Source organism: uncultured Limosilactobacillus sp. (assembly GCF_934202235.1).
Classification (GTDB): domain Bacteria; phylum Bacillota; class Bacilli; order Lactobacillales; family Lactobacillaceae; genus Limosilactobacillus.
This window is the reverse complement of sequence record NZ_CAKPXS010000009.1, coordinates 14,200-34,857: the sequence shown is the minus strand read 5'-3', so window position 1 is coordinate 34,857 and position 20,658 is coordinate 14,200. Positions and strand designations below refer to the sequence as shown.

Below are 20,658 nucleotides of genomic sequence, written 5' to 3'. Positions count from 1 at the left end.
CGTATTGTTTGAATTGGAGGATCCGATGAAAGAACGTTATTTTGATGACCGGTTGAAGATTTTTGCGCTCAACTCCAACCGCCCGCTGGCCCAAAAGATTGCCGATTATGTCGGGGTTGACCTTGGCAAGTTGTCCGTTGACCGTTTTTCTGATGGTGAAATTCAGATTAACATCGAAGAAAGTATCCGTGGCGATAACGTTTACGTTATCCAGTCAACTTCCGCGCCAGTCAATGATAACTTGATGGAGCTGCTGATCATGATTGACGCCTTACGCCGGGCATCAGCTAATACGATCAACGTTGTTTTGCCATACTATGGTTACGCTCGTCAGGACCGGAAGACCCGTTCGCGAGAACCAATTACTGCGAAGCTCGTTGCCAATATGATTGAACACGCTGGTGCGGACCGGGTACTGGCCCTCGACCTGCACGCGGCCCAAATTCAGGGCTTCTTTGATATTCCGGTTGACCACCTGATGGGTGCCCCGCTGCTGGCTGACTACTTTATCGCCAACGGGGTCGCTAAGGATGCCGTCGTTATCTCACCGGACCACGGTGGGGTGACCCGTGCTCGTGCACTTGCTGAATTTTTGAAGGCACCGATTGCCATTATTGACAAGCGGCGTCCACGTGCCAACGTTGCCCAGATTATGAATATTATCGGGGACGTTCGGGGCAAGAAGTGCATCATGCTCGACGATATGATTGATACTGCGGGGACAATTACCCTCGGCTCAAAGGCCTTGATGGAGCAGGGCGCAACGGAAGTCTATGCTGCAGCCACCCACGCTGTGCTCTCCGGACCAGCCATCGAACGATTAGAGAAGTCACCACTGAAGGAAGTGGTCGTGACTGACTCCATCAAACTGACACCGGAAAAACAGATTGATAAGATCAAACAGGTATCAGTTGCGCCATTAATTGGGTCGGCGATTAAGCGAATTAACGAAAACCGGCCGGTGAGCCCGCTCTTCCACAACCGCTTTACCGAAATGGATGACGAGAACGACCAATAAAAATACCGAGAAAAAGTAGGTTTGTTGTTGACATCGGATGAGAATGCCATTAGAATACAAACTAACAAAAAGAAAGGAGACGAATTACATGCTAAACTTTGCGCTGTCAGCTGAACTTTGTGCTACTTGTTGTCCATGTTGCAACAAGCGATTTGACATGCCCAAAGTTCAGTAATTCGTATTCCAGTTAGTCGGTAAAATAAGGGGATCGTTTCCCAGACTAATTAGACCTGCGAAGTCTGATGAGGGCTTGCAGGTCTTTTTTTAGCTACTTTTACTTACTAAAAATAAGAATGAGGAGGTAATCGTTATGGATTGGAGTGTCATCTCACAAAGCCTGCCAAACTTTATTGCCGGTTTTAAATTGACCCTCTGGTTATCATTTGTTGGCATCGCCGGGGCGATTGTTGTTGGGATTATCAGCAGTCTGATTCAGTACTTTCAAGTACCGGTGATCAACCGGGTAGTGACCGCATATGTGGAACTAGCGCGCAACACGCCGTTGCTAATTCAGTTATTCTTCTTGTACTACGCCTTCCCAGTGATTGGTTGGAAGATGTCGGCGGAAACCGCGGGAATTATCGGGTTGGTTTTTCTTGGTGGTGCATACATGGCAGAAGGTTTTCTTGGCGGCTTTAACGGGGTTGATAAGTCACAAATTGAGAGTGGTGAAGCCCTCGGGATGAATAAACTTCAGCTCGCCCGTTACGTGGTTTTCCGGCAGGGGTTGGCATTGAGTATGCCGGCGCTGGCCGCCAACGTCATTTTCTTGATTAAGGAAACGTCAATTTTCTCGGTGATTGCCATCCCGGAACTGACTAACACGGCGCTCGACTTGATTGGCATGTATTACCGATCAAATGAGTACCTTTTCGTCCTGGTGATCGCGTACGCCATTATCCTGATTCCGTTAATTATCTTCTTCGACTGGTTGGAAAGGAGGGTTCGTTATGGCACATTCGGGGATTAACGTGTTATTTGAGGGGAGCAACTTTACACGGCTGATGGGCGGACTTTGGACGGCCGTCTGGATCGCAGCACTTTCACTGATTATTGGTTTAGCCTTGGGAACACTGTTGGGACTGTTAAGAACCAGGCGGAACCGGTTCGTTCGCTTACTGCTATTGCTGTACCTGGAATTCTTCCGGATTGTCCCGACAGTAGTGTTGCTCTTCCTCGTTTACTACATCCTTCCACGGCAGTTTCATGTTAATTTACCGGCCACGTGGATGGCGGTCCTCGCCTTCGCCTTGTGGGTGTCAGCGGAATTCAGCGATATTGTCCGGGGGGCGCTCGAGTCGGTACCGGTTCATCAGAAGGAGACTGGGTTGGCACTGGGAATGAATGACTGGCAGTTATTTCGTTACGTCTTACTTCCGCAGGCTCTCCGGCTAGAGTTGCCAGCAACGATTAACCTGGCAACGCGGGTGGTCAAAACGACTTCATTGCTGATGATGATCAGCATTATGGATGTGATCAACGTTGGTCAGCAGATCATCGAGGCCAATAACCAAACCTATCCCACAGGTGTTTTCTGGGTTTACGGGTTGATTTTCTTCCTCTACTTCATTGTGGACTACCCGTTATCACGGTGGTCAAAACGACTGACAAACAATCATTAACTGAGGAAAGCAGGTGACAAGATGACAGAAGAAGTATTACGGGTGGAACACCTGAATAAATTTTATGGGGACTGGCAAGCCCTTTATGACATCAACTTTCAGATTAACCGTGGTGAGGCAGTAACCCTGCTGGGACCGTCCGGTTCGGGGAAAAGTACCCTGTTGCGAACCTTGAACGGTCTAGAAGATTTTCAGGGTGGCAATATCTACTTCCATGGTCAGAGGGTTGAACCGACTCACCAGCAGTGGCTGGCGCTCAGGCAGAAGATCGGGATGGTTTTCCAAAGCTACGACCTCTTTCCTAACTTAACGGTGATGGAAAACATTCTCCTGGCACCGGTAAAGGTTCAGCACCAGGATGAAGCGGTGGTCAAAGAAGAAGCCATTGAGTTGCTCAAGCGGGTGGGTCTCGCTGACCAGGCCAATTCGTATCCACGACAGCTCTCCGGTGGTCAAAAGCAGCGAATTGCGATTGTCCGGGCACTGGCGATGCACCCGGAACTGATGCTTTTTGATGAAGTAACGGCTTCACTTGACCCGGAGATGGTCCGTGGTGTGCTGAATATCATTAAGGAGTTGGCCGATCGGGACCACATGACGATGATTATCGTGACACACGAAATGAACTTTGCGGCACAAATTGCCGACCGGGTCTTATTTTTGGACCAGGGCAAGATTTTGGAAGAAACACCAGGTCAACAGTTCTTTGACCACCCGCAAACTAAGCGGGCGGTAGAATTTCTCGGCAGTATGGATTATTAAGTGAAAGGGAGTAATGAGAATGACAATTAACTGGAAAAAAATCGTCAAAGCTGCTTTGACTGTTGCGAGTGTTGCTGCGCTAACGATGAGTGCCGTGGGCTTCAAGTCAACGACTGCTAATGCTGCTGCGAAGGGCAGTACGGTCGCGGCAATTAAAAAGCGGGGTGTCCTCCGGGTGGCGACCTTTGGTGACTTGCCGCCATACGGCTGGGTCAACAAGGATGGCAAACGGGTTGGCTATGACGTTGCCCTTGCTCGGCAGATGGCTAAGGACATGGGAGTGAAAGTAAAGTTCGTCCAGGTTAACGCCAACAACCGGGTGGACACGCTGAACTCTAACAAGGCTGACATTGTCCTGGCTAACTTTACCGAAACGCCAGAAAGAAAACAGGCAGTTGATTTTGCTAAGCCGTACATGAAAGTCTCAGTCGGGGTTGTTTCGCCAAAGAACAAGAAGATTACTAAACTGAGCCAGTTAAAGGGCAAGAAACTGATTGTGACGAAGGGGACAACGGCGGAAAACTACTTTACGGCCAAACAAAAGGGCGTTTCCCTGCTGAAGTTCGACTCTAAGACCCAACAGTTTAACGCGCTGAAAAACGGGCGGGCAGCAGCGCTGGCAGATGACAACTCCTACCTCTACGCCTGGGTCAAGAAGAACCCGAAGTACACGGTGGGAATTAAGAGCGTCGGTCCTCACCAGTACATTGCACCGGCAGTGAAGAAGGGAAACCGTTCGCTACTCAAATGGACCAATAATGAAATTAGCAAGCTGAACAAGCAGGGCTTCTTTACCAAGGACTTCAACCAGGAACTCAAGCCTTACTTCGGCAGTGAAGTTAAGCCAAGCGATATCGTTTTAAAACAAGGTAAATAAGACTAGTTCATGAGCCGAAAAAGTGGGCACGGCAAAACTGGTCTAGCCAAAATAATAACCAGGAAGTTGGGCTTGACAACTTTCTGTTTTTTTTGGTCTAATTAACTAAGGAATTCTTAAGAAAATTTTTCATTGGTCGTCGTCCGAAATTTAACTGTTAAAATAGGGACGAAGAACAAGGGAGGGTCCATTATGAAAAAGATTAATCGTCGAATTGCCAGTGGAGCAGTTGTTTTGCTGATGGGGACAATGCTGGTCGGCTGTGGCAGCCACCAGGCAACAAGCACTTCCAGCAGCAATTCGTCGTCGCAGCAAACGTTGAGTCCTTCCGCTAAAGCGATTAAGGACGCAAAGAAGTTTATTAAGGAGGGCCGTTACCAAACGGCGCTGGACCGCTTAGATGATGTTCATTCACCGTCGCAAAAGGTCAAGGATCTCAAAGCCGACCTGAAGAATTACTTGCAGGCTCAGGATGCTTACTCTAACCAGCAGTACAGTCAGGCGGCAGAATCAACTAAGACGACCCAGTCAAACAACAGTCGGCTGCAGTCTGCTACCAAGGCACTGCACGCACGGGCAGTTCAACAAACCGGCGGCCCAACGCAGTCGCAGGCCAATGCTAACCGCAAGGCTAACGACCAGGCGGTCATTGCCTTTGCTAACCAGATGGGCTTTAACGACAGTCATTACCAGATTATCACCCAGAGTCACACTAATGGTCTTTACCGTTATGAAGTTCGCCATGATAATGATGATCATACCGTTTCTAACCTGGTCGGAATTTTTGATTACAATCCGCAGACCAAGACCGTCAAGAAGGTTAATAATTAAGCCATGTTAAACAATAGCGGGCAGTGTACTGGTATCAAACCGGCACACTGCCCGTTAATTTTGCTTGACGAGTCAAACAAACTTCTCTTAAGCTCATCCTTGACTTTTAACGACTAGTTGAATACTATAATGTATTACTTAATTTTCAGGAGGATCCAGATGAGAGAAGTCGAAGCGCGAATCTTAGTCGGTCAAGGCGAACGAAACTACCAAGGAAAAAGGGAGATTACTTTTCTGGGAATTAAAGAACGGGTGCCGGTCGACGATGACCAGCAGAATGCTGGACGCTACCGGGATGTCATCCTCCATCACACCTTTTTCAACATTTTTGAAGACAACGAAGACTATCCAGCCGTGAAGGCCCTTCTTGAACGCTGCAAACAAAATAGCAATTATGCGAAGATCATTTTGCGATTAACAGTTAACCAGGACAACGTTGTGGTAACAGTTAATCGGGCTTTCTTGAACCAGGCGAAGGCCAAGGTTGCCCAGGGATTTCAAACAAGCAGCGACAGCATTACCGATAGTGCACCGACGGTTGAAGAACTATATGGTTCTGACCTCGATAACTATCCGGGATAAGCAGTGAGTACTGTGGTTATGCATGAAAGGGAGCGTCATCATGAATAACAAAAATAACGATCTTGGTTCTTTCATTATCAAGCTAGTCTTTTGGCTTGGTGTGATTGCCTTAGTTTACTTTGTGGGGACGTGGGTGTGGTAACCGCCTATTACTGGTTAAAGGATCTCTTGGCCAGTTTGTGGGACACCTGGACAACTGTCCTTTCCTTCGTGGTTGTTTACTTCCTTTACCGGCTGTTTGGCGGGTCAACCATTATTGACCACATGTTTGCCAAACCAGCAAACCCCAAACAAAAATACATGAATCAGGGGATGGCTGAACCCACCCACCTTCGTTACCGAAAACGAGCACTGGGCGATGACGGCTACTACCACGACATTACCATTGACAGGTATGGCGCCCGTGATGAACATGGTTCACGGGTGACGTACCATGACCATGAGTTTCATAAGTAGTATTGCCAGAGAAAAGTAGTGAGGTGTGCGATGCCCTTTATTGTCAAACTGATTGGTGCTGTTTTGCTGCTCTGGTTGGTTGTGAAAACAGTGCTGTTTTTGTACAACGCGTTTCTTGGCTTGTTCAGCGTTTTACCCACCCTCCTGGGAGTGGGAGCAGTCTTCTTCTTTCTGTTTTGGATCCTCAAGTCGGGAGTATAAAAATAATCCCTCACGGGCGGTAGGTCACGCGTCCGTGGGGGATTGTCATTTCTAAGCTGCTAATTGGTTTCAGCAGACGTGGTTATTTTTGATATGACTTTGGAATTCTTCGTAGTAGGGAGCAAACAATTCCAGGTCGTTGGAAGTTGACAGCATTTCCTTGGGGAAGAAGAAACGCTGGTCGCCGGCTTCCTTGCCGGAAACACTCTTGACCAGGGTGGAGACGGTTGATAATTCTACCAGTTCACCATCAGGCTGAATCAGTTCAATCTGTGTCTGGGGTTGGGCTGTTTGCGGGTGGTAAGTATCATAGGGGAGCTTATACGAGGCGTTGGTAGCCGTGTAATAGGCACTGTTGAATCCCGAGGCCTGAATAATTTTGCGAAGTTTTGGCAGGAGCTTGGCCGTTTGGTCATCATACTCGGCTGACTTCAGTGGTCGCCGGTCCAAGAAACGGTGAGCGAGGTCGGCTAGGATGGTGTCGCGGGAATGCTTCCACTGAGTGAAGTAGGTGGTTAGCGTCCCGTCGTCTAGTGCCAGGTAGTCGCTGAGAGTGAACTTGTTGCGGAAGAACGGCATGAGCAGTGCAGGACTGAATTGCTCTCGTTGCTGGTCGGGGTGGTTATACAGCCAGTGGGCCCGTTGCAACAAGTGGTCCAAGATCACTTCTAAGGAACGGGTGACCGGGTGGAAATAGACCTGGAGGTACATTTGCAGCCGGCTAATGATATAGTCTTCGACCGCGTGCATTCCCGACATCTTAAAAGCAATCCCTTCCGCTGTCGGCTGCATTACCTGCAGAACACGGTCTAGGTCGAACTTACCATAATTGGTACCAGTGTAATAAGCGTCACGTTGAAGGTAGTCCATCCGGTCGGCGTCAACCTGGCTAGAGATCATCGACACTACCTGCGGGTTAGGGTAGTCGTGACTAATGACGCTGGCCACCTGGTCAGGAAAGTCCTCACCAACCCGCTTCAGGATGCGGTTGACGTTGGTCGAGGGGTCGGTAATCAGCCGCCTGGTAATCAGTTCGTGGTCGGTATGGAAAATATGCTCGAAGGTGTGGGAAAAGGGGCCGTGGCCGAGGTCGTGCAACAGGGCCGCACAAAGGGCGACGGGCCGCTCATTATCGTTCCACAAGCCGTCACCATCGACTTCACTCGGGTAGTTACGGTGGAACTGGTCGCAAAGCCGCCGGGTGATTTCGTAGACCCCCAGGCAGTGACCAAAGCGGGAGTGTTCAGCACCGTGAAAGACAAGGCTGGTCGTTCCCAACTGTTTGACCCGCCGCAAGCGCTGAAATTCCGGGGTGTTGATCAGGTCCAGGATAATCTGGTTATCAATGGTAATGGTACCGTGGATCGGGTCACGAAAAACCTTTTCGTGCCGCAGTTGTTCGTCGTAAAAACTCATTAAATACCTCCGTCAATTATGTCTTATCCACATTATAAGCAAAGATGGGTAAAAGACCAAGGGCGGCAGGCTTGACAGCAGCGCGCTTCCTTTGGCAAGATAGGAACGATTAAAGGAGGATGGGTCATGAAAGAGGTTATTCCAGTAAAGGTCAAAATGACATCGCAGATTAACCAGGATGGTCAAACGGAGCGCTTTTCGTTCGAAGAGGATGGTCAGCTGGCCACGGTAGGTGGCAAACACTACCTACGTTATACCGAACACCAGCAGGGGGTCGCAACCCCGGTACAGTTCCGCTTTGACGATGACCGGGTTCACTTGCGGCGTGCTGGTGATCGCCAGACCCACCTGGTCTTTGACCGGAAAAACGCGACATCCAGCCAGTACCAGACTGCCTATGGTCCGATTGAACTGCGGGTTCACACTACCCAGCTGATAGTAGCTTTCGACTGGGACCAATCTCAGGGGCAACTAGAGCTTAAGTATGAACTGCGGTCGGCAGGAACACTGGTTGGTTCCTACCATGTTTCATTGCAATTTCACCGTTAATCATGTAAGATGTAGGTTAGACTTTTTTGAAGGGATGTGTACCATTTTGGATCTGAAGGTTTTTGACGGCCAAGATAAGTCCGAACTGTCGATGGTTGAAGTGGCTCATGCTATTCTTGCACAGCATGGCGAAGGAATGTCATTCGTTGACCTAACTAACGAGGTCCAACAGTACATGGGAAAGAGCGACGAAGAAATTCGTGAACGACTCTCCCAGTTCTATACCGACTTGAACATCGACGGGAGCTTCATTTCCCTTGGTGACAACACGTGGGGTCTTCGTTCATGGTACCCATTCGAGTCAATCGACGAAGCAACGATTGGTGATGATGAGGATGAAGAAGAACGGCCAAAGAAGAAGCGCCGCAAGGTCAACGCCTTTTTGGCGGGAGCCGATGACGATGATGACGTGATCGACTACGATAACGACGATCCAGAAGATGATGATCTGGATGACACTGATGATGACACCACCAGTGATGACGACTTTGATGAAGATAATCCCGACACCGATGATGACCTTCCCGATGCAGGCTTGGAAGATCAGTTGTCCGAGTTGAACGATGAAGACCTGGATGACGACGATGATGATGAATAAATCCGATTTTTATCTTGACTAAATCGCTGATGCCCTGTACTATTTTTCTTGGGCGCCTGAGATTAATCAGGCTTAAATCTCGTCATAAAAGCTCCCTGTTTCATTAGAAATGGGGAGCTTTTTCGTTGTTGGCAGCGTGCAAATGAGAAAAGGAGATTCAAGATGACCAAGTATATTTTTGTTACTGGCGGTGTTGTTTCGTCACTGGGCAAGGGAATTGTTGCTGCGTCCCTTGGCCGACTGCTGAAGAACCGGGGGCTGAAGGTAGCTATTCAGAAGTTTGACCCTTACATTAACGTTGACCCGGGAACCATGAGTCCTTACCAGCACGGGGAAGTTTTTGTTACTAACGATGGGACAGAAACTGACCTGGACCTTGGCCATTATGAACGGTTTATCGACAACGATTTAAACAAGTATTCAAACGTCACGACCGGGAAGATTTACTCGGAAGTACTGAAAAAGGAGCGGCGTGGTGACTACCTGGGCCACACTGTTCAGGTGATCCCACACATTACCAACGCCATTAAGGACAAGATCATGCGGGCTGGCGAGAGTACTGATGCCGAAGTGGTCATTACTGAAATCGGGGGGACGGTTGGTGATATTGAATCACAACCGTTTATGGAAGCGATCCGCCAAATGAAGAAGGAAGCGGGCGCGGACAACGTCCTCTACATCCATGCCACCCTGGTACCATACCTGCGGGCCGCTGGTGAAATGAAGACCAAGCCAACCCAGCACTCAGTTCGTGAATTGCGCGGTCTGGGAATCCAGCCAAATATTTTGGTTGTGCGGACGGAAAAACCAATTACTGACGCTATGCGGAAGAAGATCGCGCTCTTCTGTGATGTTGACCCAAAGGCCGTGATTGAGTCCTTAGACGTCAACACCCTTTACGAAATTCCGCTGAACCTGCAAAAGCAGGGCTTCGACCAGCTGGTGTGCGACCACTTCAACATTGATGCTCCGGAAGCTGATATGCGTTCCTGGACGGAAATGGTGCACCACATTGAACACGACCTCAATAAGACGGTCAAGATTGCAATGGTTGGTAAGTACACCAACCTGCAGGATGCTTACATTTCAGTCAACGAAGCATTGCGCCATGCCGGCTACCCGGTGGATGCCAAGGTCAAGATTGACCACTTTAATTCCGAGACGATTAACGAGGACAACGTGGCCGATAAACTGGGCACTTATGACGGAATTTTGGTACCCGGCGGCTTTGGGTCCCGCGGGGTTGAGGGAATGATTACTGCCATCAAGTACGCTCGCGAAAATAATGTTCCATTTCTGGGAATCTGCCTGGGAATGCAGACGGCCTGCATCGAATTTGCCCGGGATGTTCTTGGCTACCAAGATGCTAATTCGACCGAATTTAACCCGAACACCAAGCACAACATTATCGACCTGATGTCTGACCAGGAAGATGTTGAAGACATGGGTGGGACCCAACGGTTGGGTGCTTACCCGTGCAAGCTAGTACCGGGAACAGTTGCGGCGGCAGCCTACGACAATCAATCAATGATTAACGAACGCCACCGTCACCGTTACGAATTCAATAACAAGTTCCGCCAGGAAATGGAAGATCACGGACTGGTAATTTCCGGGATTAACCCGGACCGGAACCTCGTTGAAGTAGTTGAACTGCCAGAAAAGAAGTTCTTCGTGGCTGCGCAATACCATCCTGAATTCTTGTCACGGCCGAACCGTCCGGAAGGATTGTTCAAGGCTTTCGTGAAGGCGGCAGCAGAAGGTAAATAGTTTTCTAATTTTTACGATTGATTACCAGAATTGGTTGTAATTGCGGTGTTTTTTTCTTATGATATTTACTGACTGTTTTTCCAGTCTAAATAAGCGTTAAAATGATTTACTAAAAGTGAAACGAGGATATCAGTAATGAAAAAGATGATCATTAAGGGAGGAAACCGCCTGTCGGGTGAAGTGACAATCGGTGGGGCAAAGAATAGCACCGTTGCACTCATTCCCGCTGCTATTTTAGCCGACACGCCAGTGCGTTTCGATACCGTCCCGGATATTTCAGACGTTCATAACCTGATGATCATTCTGCAATCAATGAACGTGACGTCATCATTTTCTCACGGGGTGTTGGATATTGACCCAACACAAATTGTTGAGGCAGAATTACCGAGCAAGGCCATTAAGTCGTTACGGGCTTCTTACTACTTCATGGGCGCCCTGCTGGGCCGTTTCCACCGGGCGACCTTAACCTTCCCCGGCGGTGATGACATTGGTCCACGGCCGATCGACCAGCACTTGAAGGCGTTTCGTGCCCTGGGGGCAACGGTTGACGAAGACCACGGGACGGTCCACCTGGATGCCCATGACGGTCTGCATGGTAACCGGATTTTCCTCGACGTGGTTTCAGTTGGGGCAACGATCAACGCCATTCTGGCAGCTGTACGCGCTGAGGGGACAACGGTAATTGAAAATGCCGCCCGCGAACCAGAAATCGTTGACCTCACCACCTTCTTGAATAATATGGGGGCGCAAATCCGCGGTGCGGGGACCGATGAAATCCGCATTCACGGGGTCGGAACCCTCCAATCAATGAACACCCACACGGTGATTGCTGACCGGATTGAGACGGGCACTTACCTCTCGCTGGCAGCCGCGATGGGCGACGGGGTGATGCTCAATAACGTTATTCCGGAGCACCTGGAATCATTTACCAGCAAGATGATTGAAATGGGTGTTGACTTGCAGATTGACATCGATAAGATTTACGTCCCGCGGACGGAGAATTTGCATGGGGTCCACGTCAAAACGATGCCCTATCCAGGATTTGCCACCGACCTTCAACAGCCCCTTAGCCCGTTGATGTCGTTGGCGAGTGGCAAGAGCACAATTGAAGATACGATTTATCCGGAACGGGTTGGACACATCCCACAGCTGCAGAAGATGGGGATGAACATCCGCAACCAGGACGGGCTGATTACGGTTGAACACACCGACAATCTTCATGGTGCAGAAGTACAGGCCGGTGAAATCAGGGCAGGGGCTGCTTTGACCATTGCCGGTTTAATGGCCAAGGGGACAACAGTTATCCATGGTGCTGGTAACATCCTGCGTGGTTACGACCGGATTGTCTGGAAGCTCAACCGGCTGAACGCCGACGTCACGATTGTTGACGACGACTAATTCGCTGAGGGTGAAAATTAACCCTGGTGGTTGCAACATTGGTCAAACTATGATATTCTACAAAAGTTGACTAACGACAAACTATGTTTCAAAATGATTCATGGCAAAGGAGAAATACATTATGAAAAAAGGAATTCATCCAGATTACCACATGGTAGTTTTTGAAGACTCATCAACGGGCTACAAGTTCTTGTCCGGCTCAACCGCTACTTCAAGCGAAACGGTTAAGTGGGAAGACGGTAACGAATACCCACTGATCCGGGTTGAAGTTTCTTCAGATTCTCACCCGTTCTACACTGGTAAGCAGAAGTTTAACAAGGCCGACGGTGCTGTTGAACGTTTCAACAAGAAGTACGGTCTGAAGAACAACTAAAGACAATTTCGGGATATCGGCGGCGGTTGCTGTTAACTGTTCCGTTAAAAAGAGAAAACGTCCGTTGGTTCACCGACGGACGTTTTCTGTTAATGAGGTGGAGAAATGAAGAAGAAAAAGGGTTGGTTACGCTGGACCGCCGCCGTGCTTCTTTTGCTGGTCAGTCTGGTTTTAATTTTCAACCAGCAAATTAAATATTACCTTGTCGGGTCTTACCGGCCGCAGCTAACGTCAGCGACGATTAAGAAAAATAGCCAGAAAAAAGCTTCCTACAACTTTAGCAACGTCAAGGACCTGAACTTGCAGTCAGCTGCTCAAGCTCGCGCTAGCAAGCAGAAAGTCAACATTATTGGGGTAGTTGCCGTTCCGGCCATCAAGATGTCGGTCCCGATTGCCAAGGGGGTCGATAATACGACCCTGGCGCTAGCGGCTGGGACGATGCGGCCAGATATGAAGATGGGTGAAGGAAACTACGCACTGGCGGGTCACAATATGGCTAATGGTAGCAAGATTCTCTTTTCACCACTTTATTACCATGCGAAGGTCGGCCAAAAGGTGTACCTGACGGACCTTGACAGGGTTTATGAATACAAGATTTATGAGCGGAAGTTTATTCCCGCGACCGACGTTCAGGTCGTTGATAATACGCCTCAAAAAATTATTACGATGGTTACCTGTGATGCAACGGGGGCTAACCGCTTGCTCATCCGGGGAAGTTTTGTTAAGTCGGAGAAGTTTAAGCAGGCACCACGGAGTGTTCAAAAATCGCTGAGTGAAAAATACACCAATGGTCAATAGCGGGAAAGTAAATGTGGCCCGGCCACTCGCGTTATGCGAAGTGGCGGACCACATTTTTATTTTAACGATTGACTTCTCTTTTCAGCTTCGCTAACCAGGTTGGCAAAGCGACGGCAAGACTGTTGTACGTATCTTCAAAACGGTGGGTGTACCAGGGATCGGGAATTGATTCACCTTTTCGCTCTGGCACGAGGTCGAAGATACCACACAACTGAGCGTGGTGTTCCTGTGGCGCCCGGGAATAGATATCTTCCATGTTCATCTCGTCCATCCCGACAATATAGTTGGCAGAAAAGTAATCATCCTGGTTTAGCGGCCGGGAAATTAGTCCGTCAGCACTAATGTGGTGGTTGGCTAGACAGCGCCGGGCACCGGGGTGGGGACCATTCCCCTCTTCTTCATTACTGGTTCCCGCTGAGTCAACTTGAATTTGGTCACTAAGTCCGGCGTCAGCAACCATCTGACGAAACATGGCCTCTGCCATCGCCGAACGACAAATGTTGCCCAGGCAGACAAATAAGATTTTCATGAATTGACACTTCCCTTTCCGCACATATTAACCTTATTGTACACGATCTAGCGTCATGGCACATTAATCGGCGAGAAATCGTGTGTTTCACTGGCAAACCTGGTAAAATGTCATAATGAGACGAATGATATGTGATTGTGAGGAGGAAAGACCAAAATGAGTACAGGATGGATTATTGCAATCATCGTCATTGCCGTGATCGTTGTTTGGTACGTGATGACTTATAACGGTTTAGTGGCAATGCGCACCCATGTCCAGGAATCATGGAGCCAGATTGATGTTCAGTTAACCCGGCGAAACGACCTCATCCCCAACCTATTAGCAACGGTGAAGGGTTACTCTAAGTATGAACAAGGTGTCTTTGACAAGATTACCAAGCTGCGCTCTGAATTAGCCGGTGTTCCCGAAGAAAACCACCAGGAAAAGATGACCGTCGCCAACCAGTTGACTGGTGCTTTGCATTCGTTGGTGGCCGTAGCGGAAAACTACCCGGATCTGAAGGCGAGCGCCGAGTATACCAAGCTGATGGAAGAGCTGACTAACACTGAAAATAAGATCGCTTACTCTCGTCAGTTATACAACAGTACGGCGGCGGCCCTCAACGCGAAAATTCAGCAGTTCCCGTCAAAGATTGTCGCTTCACTGGGGCACTTTACCGCAATTGATTACCTCAAGGCACCAGAAAAGGCTCAAGAAGTGCCGAAGGTTTCATTTGACGACTAACAAAACAAAGGAGAATGTGGCTTCATGCTGTATCAGCAAATTGCCAGAAACAAACGTAAAACGGTACTTGTGGTTGCCGTTTTCTTTTTGCTTTTAGCACTCGTTGGCGCGGCAATTGGTTATGTCTTCGCCCGTACGGCAGTCGGCGGAGTGATTGTTGCGGCCATTTTAGCACTCATCTACTTATCAGTAGTGGGTGGACAGTCCGCTGACATGGTGATGCGGATGAACAACGCGCAGGAGCTTCACGACGCAAGCCAAGCACCAGAATTCTACCACGTGGTTGAAGACATGGCGCTGGCTGCTAACGTTCCCATGCCGCGGGTGTTTATTATTGATGACCCCAGTCCCAATGCCTTTGCCACCGGGAGCGACCCTCAACATGCTGCCGTGGCGGCAACAACGGGACTTTTATCCCAAATGAACCGTGAGGAATTAGAAGGCGTCATGGGTCACGAAATGAGTCACGTCAGAAATTATGATATTCGCCTGCAAACGGTTGCGATGGCGCTTGCTGGCGCGATCACCTTTCTGGCTAACTTTGCCAGCCATGCGTGGTGGTTTGGTGGCAGTCGTGATAGCGACGATGATGGTGGCGGCATCTTTGTTGCTGTAGGGGCTATTTTATTGATTGTCCTTGCACCACTGGCGGCCACCCTCGTCCAGTTAGCATTATCCCGTAACCGGGAATACTTGGCCGATGCTGGCTCTGTGGAATTGACTCGTAACCCGCAGGGGCTAATCGCCGCCTTGACCAAGTTAAAAGAGGCGCAACCGATGAAGCAAAGTAGTGCCGAGTGCGCATCACTTTACATCAGTTCGCCACACCTGAACGCCGTCCACGGACGTGGTTTGAGTGCGCTCTTTGACACTCACCCGCCGCTAGATGCGCGAATTGCTCGTCTGAAGAAAATGTAAGATTGTTTGAAAGAGGATTTAACGATGAAGATGAAGATTCGGGAAATTGCCAAGGCACTCCAAGTGCAAAACGACGTTTCCCAGTGGGAAGATATTACCGTTAGCAGCGTCTCATTCGATAGTCGACAGATGACGCCTGGCGCCTTGTTTGTCCCCTTAAAGGGAAACAATGACGGTCACCGTTTCGTTGGCAGTGCCTTTGAACATGGTGCCGTGGCTACTCTGTGGGCTGCTGATCACCAACCAGTTCCGGATGATCATCCGGTGCTGGTCGTCGACGACCCATTGGCGGCGCTGCAAAAGCTGAGTAAGTATTATGTTCACAAGATTAACCCGGTCGTGGTGGCAGTTACCGGGAGTAACGGTAAGACGACGACGAAAGACTTAACTGCCTCGATTCTGGCCACCCAGTACAACGTTATTAAGACTCACGCTAACTTCAATAATGAAATTGGTGTCCCAGTAACGTTGCTGAACATGAATGCCAATACCGAAGTGGTCGTGGTTGAAATGGGGATGGACCGGTTCCAGCAACTGGACCAGTTGAGCAAGCTGGCCAACCCTGATGTCGCCGTCATTACGATGATCGGGGAAGCCCATATTGAATTTTTCGGGACCCGTGACCGGATTGCTGATGCCAAAATGGAAATCACTCACGGCCTCAAGGAAGATGGCGTGTTGATTTATAACGGTGATGAGCCATTGCTGCGGGAACGGACAAAGGAACTTAAGCAAGGGACTTACACCTTTGGCCGTGAATTGGGGAACGACCTTTACGCCACGGCGGTTACGGTTGGCACAAACCAGTTGACGTTCACTACTAATGCCTGGCCAGACGACGAATTCACTGTTCAGTTGACCGGTGAATACAATGTTGCCAACGCCCTGGCAGCGCTCGCCGTTGCTAAGCGGTTGCACATTCGCCCGGCTAACATGAAAAAGGGACTGGCGCACCCAAACCTGACCGCCAACCGGGCAGAATGGCTGACGGGAGCGGCTGGCGAAAAAGTGCTATCTGATGTTTACAACTCTAACCCGACGGCAGCCCGTGATGTGCTGGAAACACTACAGCAGGTCCCAGTCAGTGACGGTGGCCGGCGGATTGCCGTTCTGGGGGACATGCTGGAGCTGGGAAAAGCATCTGCTAAGTTGCACGCTAGCTTAGCTGAGGTGATTAACCCGGCCACGCTCCAAGAGGTCTACTTAGTGGGCCCTGAAATGGCCGCCCTCCGTGACCAGTTGGCTGAAGACGGCTACCCGGTCAGCGCAATTCATTATTATGGGGCTGACCAACTATCACCCCTGGTGACCGACCTGAATCACGATTTGCATGAGGATGACGTCATCTTATTAAAGGGGAGTCACGGGATTCACCTGGAAAAGGTTCTGGCAAAGATTATGCCGGCAACCACGGAAGAACAGTAAGGGAAGCGGCAATGGCCGCCTTTTACAAGGAGGAATTTTTTGAAATTTAGTGAACTAGGCCTGTCAAAGAGCCTATTGAAGGCTGTTAAACGCAGCGGTTATGAAGAAGCGACGCCGATCCAGGAACAAACGATTCCGATGGTGCTGGCCGGTGATGACGTTATTGGCCAGGCCCAAACGGGGACGGGGAAGACTGCCGCATTCGGCCTACCTATTATTGAACACGTTGACACGAAGGATCCCCACTTACAGGCCTTAATTATCTCGCCAACTCGGGAACTGGCAATTCAGACGCAAGAAGAATTGTTCCGCTTAGGACGTGACAGCCACGTCAAGGTGCAAGTCGTTTACGGCGGGGCAGATATTCGCCGGCAAATTCGGAGCCTCAAGAGTCATCCACAGATTGTGGTGGGGACTCCCGGACGGATTCGTGACCACCTGCGGCGGCACACTTTAAAGTTAGGGACAATTAAGACACTGGTCCTGGACGAAGCCGATGACATGCTCGACATGGGCTTTTTGGAAGACATCAAGGCGATTATTGATGAAACACCATCTGACCGGCAGACACTGCTCTTTTCTGCAACGATGCCAGATTCGATCAAGAAGATCGGCGTGCAGTTTATGAAGGACCCGCAGATGGTTAAGATTAAGGCCAAGGAACTGACTACGGACCTGGTTGACCAGTACTATGTGCGGGCGCGCGAACACGAAAAGTTCGATATTATGACTCGCTTAATCGATGTCCAGGATCCGGACCTGACGATCGTTTTCGGTCGGACCAAGCGACGAGTTGATGAATTGTCACGTGGTTTGATTATGCGCGGCTACAATGCGGCGGGAATCCACGGAGACCTGACGCAGGAGCGGCGGACGAAGATTATGCGTCGCTTTAAGGCCGGCAAGATTGATATTTTAGTAGCGACGGATGTTGCTGCGCGGGGACTGGACATTTCTGGTGTTACCCACGTTTACAATTACGATATTCCGTCAGATCCGGACAGTTACGTTCACCGGATTGGCCGGACTGGCCGTGCCGGGCACCACGGTGTCTCGCTGACGTTTGTCACCCCAAACGAGATGAACTACCTTCACGAAATTGAGAAGCTAACGAAGGTCCGGATGCTCCCATTGAAGCCGCCAACGGCAGAAGAAGCCTTTCGGGGTCAGGTTGCCTCGGCGTTTAACGACATTGATGAACTGATCGCTAAGCCAACTAATGAGCGTTATGAGGAGGCAGCGCACAAACTGCTGGAGACACATGATGCGGTCGACTTGGTGGCGGCACTGCTGAACACCATCACCAAGGATGATGCTAGCCAGGTGCCAGTGAAGATTACACCGGAAAAGCCTTTACCGCGTCGGCACCGGGGACACAATAACTACCGTCATCGCAATAACCATCGTGGTAAGTACCGTGGCCACTCGCGGCATGGTTATCACCGGAATGATCACCGCCGGGATGGCGGCCACCACAAGAAACACCGTTTTAACATGCGGCGTAAAGAAAAATAAGGTGTTAAGATAAATAAATCCGCTAACGACCAGAGATCGCTAGCGGATTTTATTATGGTTTACTTTAATCAGCTAAGAGGTGTTCAAACTCTTGTTTGAGCAGTGCTGCTTCAAAGTCGTAGTGATGCAGTTGTTGCTGGTAATCTGCTGGTGACGCAGTCGGGTTGAGTGACAGCTGTGGGTTTGTGGCAAGCTGCTGGGCGTGGAGACCAGTGAGAACCAGTTTCATGGCCGCTTGGGCCTGAGGACCACCGTGACCGCCAAAAGTGACCATCGCGACTGGCTTATCTGCCCACTCAGCAGATAGGTAGTCAATAGCATTTTTTAGCACGGCCGGGTATCCCCAATTGTATTGCGGGAAGAGGAGGATGATGCCGTCGTAATGGTTAATTAACTGCTGCCATTTTTTCGTATGTGCTTGCTCATACTGGCCCATGGCGGGCATTTTTTGTTCATCCAAGAATGGGAGGTTTACCTCTCGTAAGTCCATGGTGGTAAACTGAACACCTTTGCTGGTTGCAAGCTGTGAATGAAGCCAGTGGGCGACCTCTGGGCTACGTCGTCCAGGACGGGTTGACCCGATAATAATTGCAACGTTTTTCATTGTTAGTCACTCCTTTGTTGGCGGGGCAAGGACCCTTGCCTTTCTACTTACTAATAATAAGTTAAACGGAAATGTTCGTCAAGGGTTAAGTTACCGCACCAACAGTTGTCATTGGCGAGGCGATTGACTATACTGAAGTTTGCAGAAAAAAGGGTAGGGAGTGAAAAGATGATTCTAGGTTTTGGGATTGACCTGACCGAGTTGGACCGGATTCGACAGGTAGCTGAACGGCAAAGTAAGTTTGTTGACCGCGTTTTAACAGCCGGCGAACAAAAGCAGTACGAGTTATTTCACGGTCAACGAGCAATTGAATATCTTGGCGGCCGGTGGTCACTCAAAGAATCATTTGCTAAGGCGTTACAAACCGGCATTGGGGCGTCATTGGGCTTTCATGATGTGGAGATTTTAGACAACAACAAGGGAGCACCGGTCGTTACTAAGTCGCCATTTAATGGTCACATTAAGGTATCGGTCAGCCATACGGCGGGCTTTGTAATGACGGCAGTGATTTTAGAGGAGGAGAATGGCAAATGACGGTTGGCAGAATGCGTGATGCGCAGTTGACAATCAACTTGGCGGCAATTCAGGACAACATCGCTTCACAAAAGGCAGCCCTTGCTGCGGGGAGTCACGTATTCGCGGTTGTTAAGGCAAACGCGTACGGCTGTGGATTAATTCCTGTTGCTCAAGCAGCGGTCCAGGCCGGCGTGGATGGTTTTTGTGTGGCAATTTTAGATGAGGGGTTAGCGCTTCGCGAAGCGGGGATTAACCAGACTACCCTGGTGTTAGGAATTACCCCGGTCAAATATGCAGCGCTGGCTGCCAACCAGGGAATCTCCTTGGCGGTGGGGTCGGTCGAATGGCTGGACGCATACCGGCGGATGGCGCGTCAGCAGCACATTGCTAAACCTCTGAAAGTCCACCTGGCGTTGGACACTGGGATGGGGCGGATCGGTTTTACCACTCGTGAAGAGTTTCGTCAGGCACTTGCCATGGTCCAGGGACCGGAGTTTGACTTTGAAGGAATTTTCACCCACTTTGCCACTGCCGATGGCAGCGATGAAAAGTATTTCCGCCGTCAGTTTCGGCGCTGGCAACAGTTCATGACGGTCGTTAAGCACCGGCCACGCTACTGCCACGTGGCTAATTCGTCCGTCGGCCTGTGGCACCACGATGTTATTATTGGCAACACCGTGCGGATGGGCATTAGCATGTATGGTGAAAGCCCGGCGGGACGGGCAATTGCACCAACAATTCAACTAAAACCGGTGATGGAGATGTCTGCCAACCTCACCTATGTCAAGCTCCTGCAAGCTGGCGATTCCGTTGGGTATGGCAAGACTTATACTGCCCAGCAAAATGAATGGATTGGTACCTTGCCAGTCGGTTATGCGGATGGTTATCCCCGACGAATGCAGGGCTTTCACGTGCTCATTGCTGGTCAGGAGTGTGAGATTGTTGGCCGCGTCTGCATGGACCAGTTGATGGTGCGGTTGCCAAAGAAGGTCCCTGTTGGCACCAGGGCGATTTTTATCGGGCATTCGGGCAATCAGCGGATCACACTTAACGACATCGCAGATTATGCCGGAACGATTAACTACGAAATTATGACAATGATGGGCGAACGACTGAAGCGAGTCTATCATCATTAATTAACAAGCTCCTCACGGTGGCGTTATTTGCCAACGTGGGGAGT

Annotated in this window: 24 protein-coding genes; 21 read left to right on the top strand and 3 right to left on the bottom strand. The window is 49.8% G+C overall.

From position 1 onward, the window contains the following. The first annotated feature begins 25 nt into the window (after positions 1-25). From Q0E49_RS02630 to Q0E49_RS02590, 9 genes are all read left to right on the top strand, one after another. On the top strand, positions 26-1,018 hold the full coding sequence (locus tag Q0E49_RS02630; RefSeq protein WP_295746397.1) for a ribose-phosphate diphosphokinase: 993 nt from the start codon (positions 26-28) through the stop codon (positions 1,016-1,018). A 310-nt stretch (positions 1,019-1,328) separates the two neighbouring features. Then, positions 1,329-1,988, top strand: coding sequence for an amino acid ABC transporter permease (locus tag Q0E49_RS02625; protein WP_295746395.1), 660 nt, complete (start codon positions 1,329-1,331; stop codon positions 1,986-1,988). Continuing rightward, entirely contained in the window at positions 1,969-2,640 is a 672-nt protein-coding gene (locus tag Q0E49_RS02620; protein ID WP_295746393.1) for an amino acid ABC transporter permease, read from the top strand. The genes Q0E49_RS02625 and Q0E49_RS02620 overlap by 20 nt, the downstream gene beginning before the upstream one ends. Before the next feature lie 21 nt (positions 2,641-2,661). After that, positions 2,662-3,402, top strand: a complete 741-nt coding sequence (locus tag Q0E49_RS02615) for an amino acid ABC transporter ATP-binding protein (protein WP_295746391.1) — start codon at positions 2,662-2,664, stop codon at positions 3,400-3,402. 19 nt (positions 3,403-3,421) lie between these two features. Further along, on the top strand, positions 3,422-4,279 hold the full coding sequence (locus tag Q0E49_RS02610) for a transporter substrate-binding domain-containing protein (protein ID WP_295746389.1): 858 nt from the start codon (positions 3,422-3,424) through the stop codon (positions 4,277-4,279). Positions 4,280-4,471: 192 nt separating this feature from the next. Next, positions 4,472-5,110, top strand: coding sequence for a hypothetical protein (locus tag Q0E49_RS02605; protein WP_295746388.1), 639 nt, complete (start codon positions 4,472-4,474; stop codon positions 5,108-5,110). A 159-nt stretch (positions 5,111-5,269) separates the two neighbouring features. Beyond that, entirely contained in the window at positions 5,270-5,692 is a 423-nt protein-coding gene (locus tag Q0E49_RS02600) for a hypothetical protein (protein ID WP_295746386.1), read from the top strand. A 135-nt stretch (positions 5,693-5,827) separates the two neighbouring features. Further along, positions 5,828-6,148, top strand: a complete 321-nt coding sequence (locus tag Q0E49_RS02595; RefSeq protein ID WP_295746384.1) for a hypothetical protein — start codon at positions 5,828-5,830, stop codon at positions 6,146-6,148. A 30-nt stretch (positions 6,149-6,178) separates the two neighbouring features. Further along, positions 6,179-6,349, top strand: a complete 171-nt coding sequence (locus tag Q0E49_RS02590; protein WP_295746382.1) for a hypothetical protein — start codon at positions 6,179-6,181, stop codon at positions 6,347-6,349. Between the two features lie 69 nt (positions 6,350-6,418). Here Q0E49_RS02590 and Q0E49_RS02585 read toward each other — a convergent pair whose 3' ends face one another. After that, on the bottom strand, positions 6,419-7,765 hold the full coding sequence (locus Q0E49_RS02585; RefSeq protein ID WP_295746381.1) for an HD domain-containing protein: 1,347 nt from the start codon (positions 7,763-7,765) through the stop codon (positions 6,419-6,421). Positions 7,766-7,891: 126 nt separating this feature from the next. Between Q0E49_RS02585 and Q0E49_RS02580 the strand changes: the two genes are divergently transcribed. From Q0E49_RS02580 to Q0E49_RS02555, 6 genes are all read left to right on the top strand, one after another. Further along, the gene (locus tag Q0E49_RS02580) at positions 7,892-8,314 is read left to right on the top strand and encodes a DUF1934 domain-containing protein (RefSeq protein WP_295746379.1); all 423 of its coding nucleotides are present in this window, start codon (positions 7,892-7,894) and stop codon (positions 8,312-8,314) included. Positions 8,315-8,360: 46 nt separating this feature from the next. After that, positions 8,361-8,912 (top strand): DNA-directed RNA polymerase subunit delta, encoded by a 552-nt coding sequence (gene rpoE, locus Q0E49_RS02575; protein WP_295746377.1) that lies wholly within the window; start codon positions 8,361-8,363, stop codon positions 8,910-8,912. A gap of 162 nt (positions 8,913-9,074) precedes the next feature. Further along, complete coding sequence (locus Q0E49_RS02570; RefSeq protein WP_295746375.1) at positions 9,075-10,679, top strand: CTP synthase; 1,605 nt, start codon at positions 9,075-9,077, stop codon at positions 10,677-10,679. A 135-nt stretch (positions 10,680-10,814) separates the two neighbouring features. Beyond that, complete coding sequence (locus Q0E49_RS02565; RefSeq protein WP_295746374.1) at positions 10,815-12,077, top strand: UDP-N-acetylglucosamine 1-carboxyvinyltransferase; 1,263 nt, start codon at positions 10,815-10,817, stop codon at positions 12,075-12,077. Positions 12,078-12,198: 121 nt separating this feature from the next. After that, entirely contained in the window at positions 12,199-12,450 is a 252-nt protein-coding gene (locus Q0E49_RS02560; RefSeq protein WP_102279513.1) for a type B 50S ribosomal protein L31, read from the top strand. Positions 12,451-12,555: 105 nt separating this feature from the next. After that, positions 12,556-13,248 carry a class A sortase gene (locus Q0E49_RS02555; protein WP_295746373.1) on the top strand — a complete coding sequence of 231 codons (693 nt, stop codon included), beginning with the start codon at positions 12,556-12,558 and terminating at the stop codon, positions 13,246-13,248. A 61-nt stretch (positions 13,249-13,309) separates the two neighbouring features. On the opposite strand, the gene Q0E49_RS02550 is transcribed toward Q0E49_RS02555, so the two are convergent. After that, a complete protein-coding gene (locus Q0E49_RS02550; RefSeq protein ID WP_295746371.1) occupies positions 13,310-13,777 on the bottom strand; it encodes a low molecular weight protein-tyrosine-phosphatase in 468 nt (155 codons plus the stop codon). A gap of 156 nt (positions 13,778-13,933) precedes the next feature. On the opposite strand from Q0E49_RS02550, the gene Q0E49_RS02545 reads away from it, so the two are divergent. Genes Q0E49_RS02545 through Q0E49_RS02530 form a run of 4 tightly spaced genes read left to right on the top strand, consistent with a single transcriptional unit; the run spans position 13,934 to position 18,358 of the window. Continuing rightward, positions 13,934-14,500: a LemA family protein gene (locus Q0E49_RS02545; protein ID WP_295746369.1), complete on the top strand. Its 567-nt coding sequence runs from the start codon at positions 13,934-13,936 to the stop codon at positions 14,498-14,500. 24 nt (positions 14,501-14,524) lie between these two features. Further along, entirely contained in the window at positions 14,525-15,418 is an 894-nt protein-coding gene (gene htpX / locus Q0E49_RS02540) for a zinc metalloprotease HtpX (protein ID WP_295746367.1), read from the top strand. A 24-nt stretch (positions 15,419-15,442) separates the two neighbouring features. Continuing rightward, the gene (murF, locus tag Q0E49_RS02535; RefSeq protein ID WP_295746365.1) at positions 15,443-16,843 is read left to right on the top strand and encodes a UDP-N-acetylmuramoyl-tripeptide--D-alanyl-D-alanine ligase; all 1,401 of its coding nucleotides are present in this window, start codon (positions 15,443-15,445) and stop codon (positions 16,841-16,843) included. Positions 16,844-16,882: 39 nt separating this feature from the next. After that, entirely contained in the window at positions 16,883-18,358 is a 1,476-nt protein-coding gene (locus Q0E49_RS02530; protein ID WP_295746364.1) for a DEAD/DEAH box helicase, read from the top strand. Positions 18,359-18,422: 64 nt separating this feature from the next. Here the strand turns inward: Q0E49_RS02530 and Q0E49_RS02525 are convergent, their stop codons facing one another. Beyond that, a complete protein-coding gene (locus Q0E49_RS02525; protein ID WP_295746362.1) occupies positions 18,423-18,962 on the bottom strand; it encodes an NAD(P)H-dependent oxidoreductase in 540 nt (179 codons plus the stop codon). 168 nt (positions 18,963-19,130) lie between these two features. Between Q0E49_RS02525 and acpS the strand changes: the two genes are divergently transcribed. Both acpS and alr read left to right on the top strand, forming a co-directional pair. Beyond that, positions 19,131-19,496 carry a holo-ACP synthase gene (gene acpS / locus Q0E49_RS02520; RefSeq protein WP_295746360.1) on the top strand — a complete coding sequence of 122 codons (366 nt, stop codon included), beginning with the start codon at positions 19,131-19,133 and terminating at the stop codon, positions 19,494-19,496. Further along, positions 19,493-20,614, top strand: a complete 1,122-nt coding sequence (gene alr / locus Q0E49_RS02515) for an alanine racemase (RefSeq protein ID WP_295746358.1) — start codon at positions 19,493-19,495, stop codon at positions 20,612-20,614. Before acpS ends, alr begins: the two co-directional genes overlap by 4 nt. Positions 20,615-20,658: the final 44 nt, after the last annotated feature.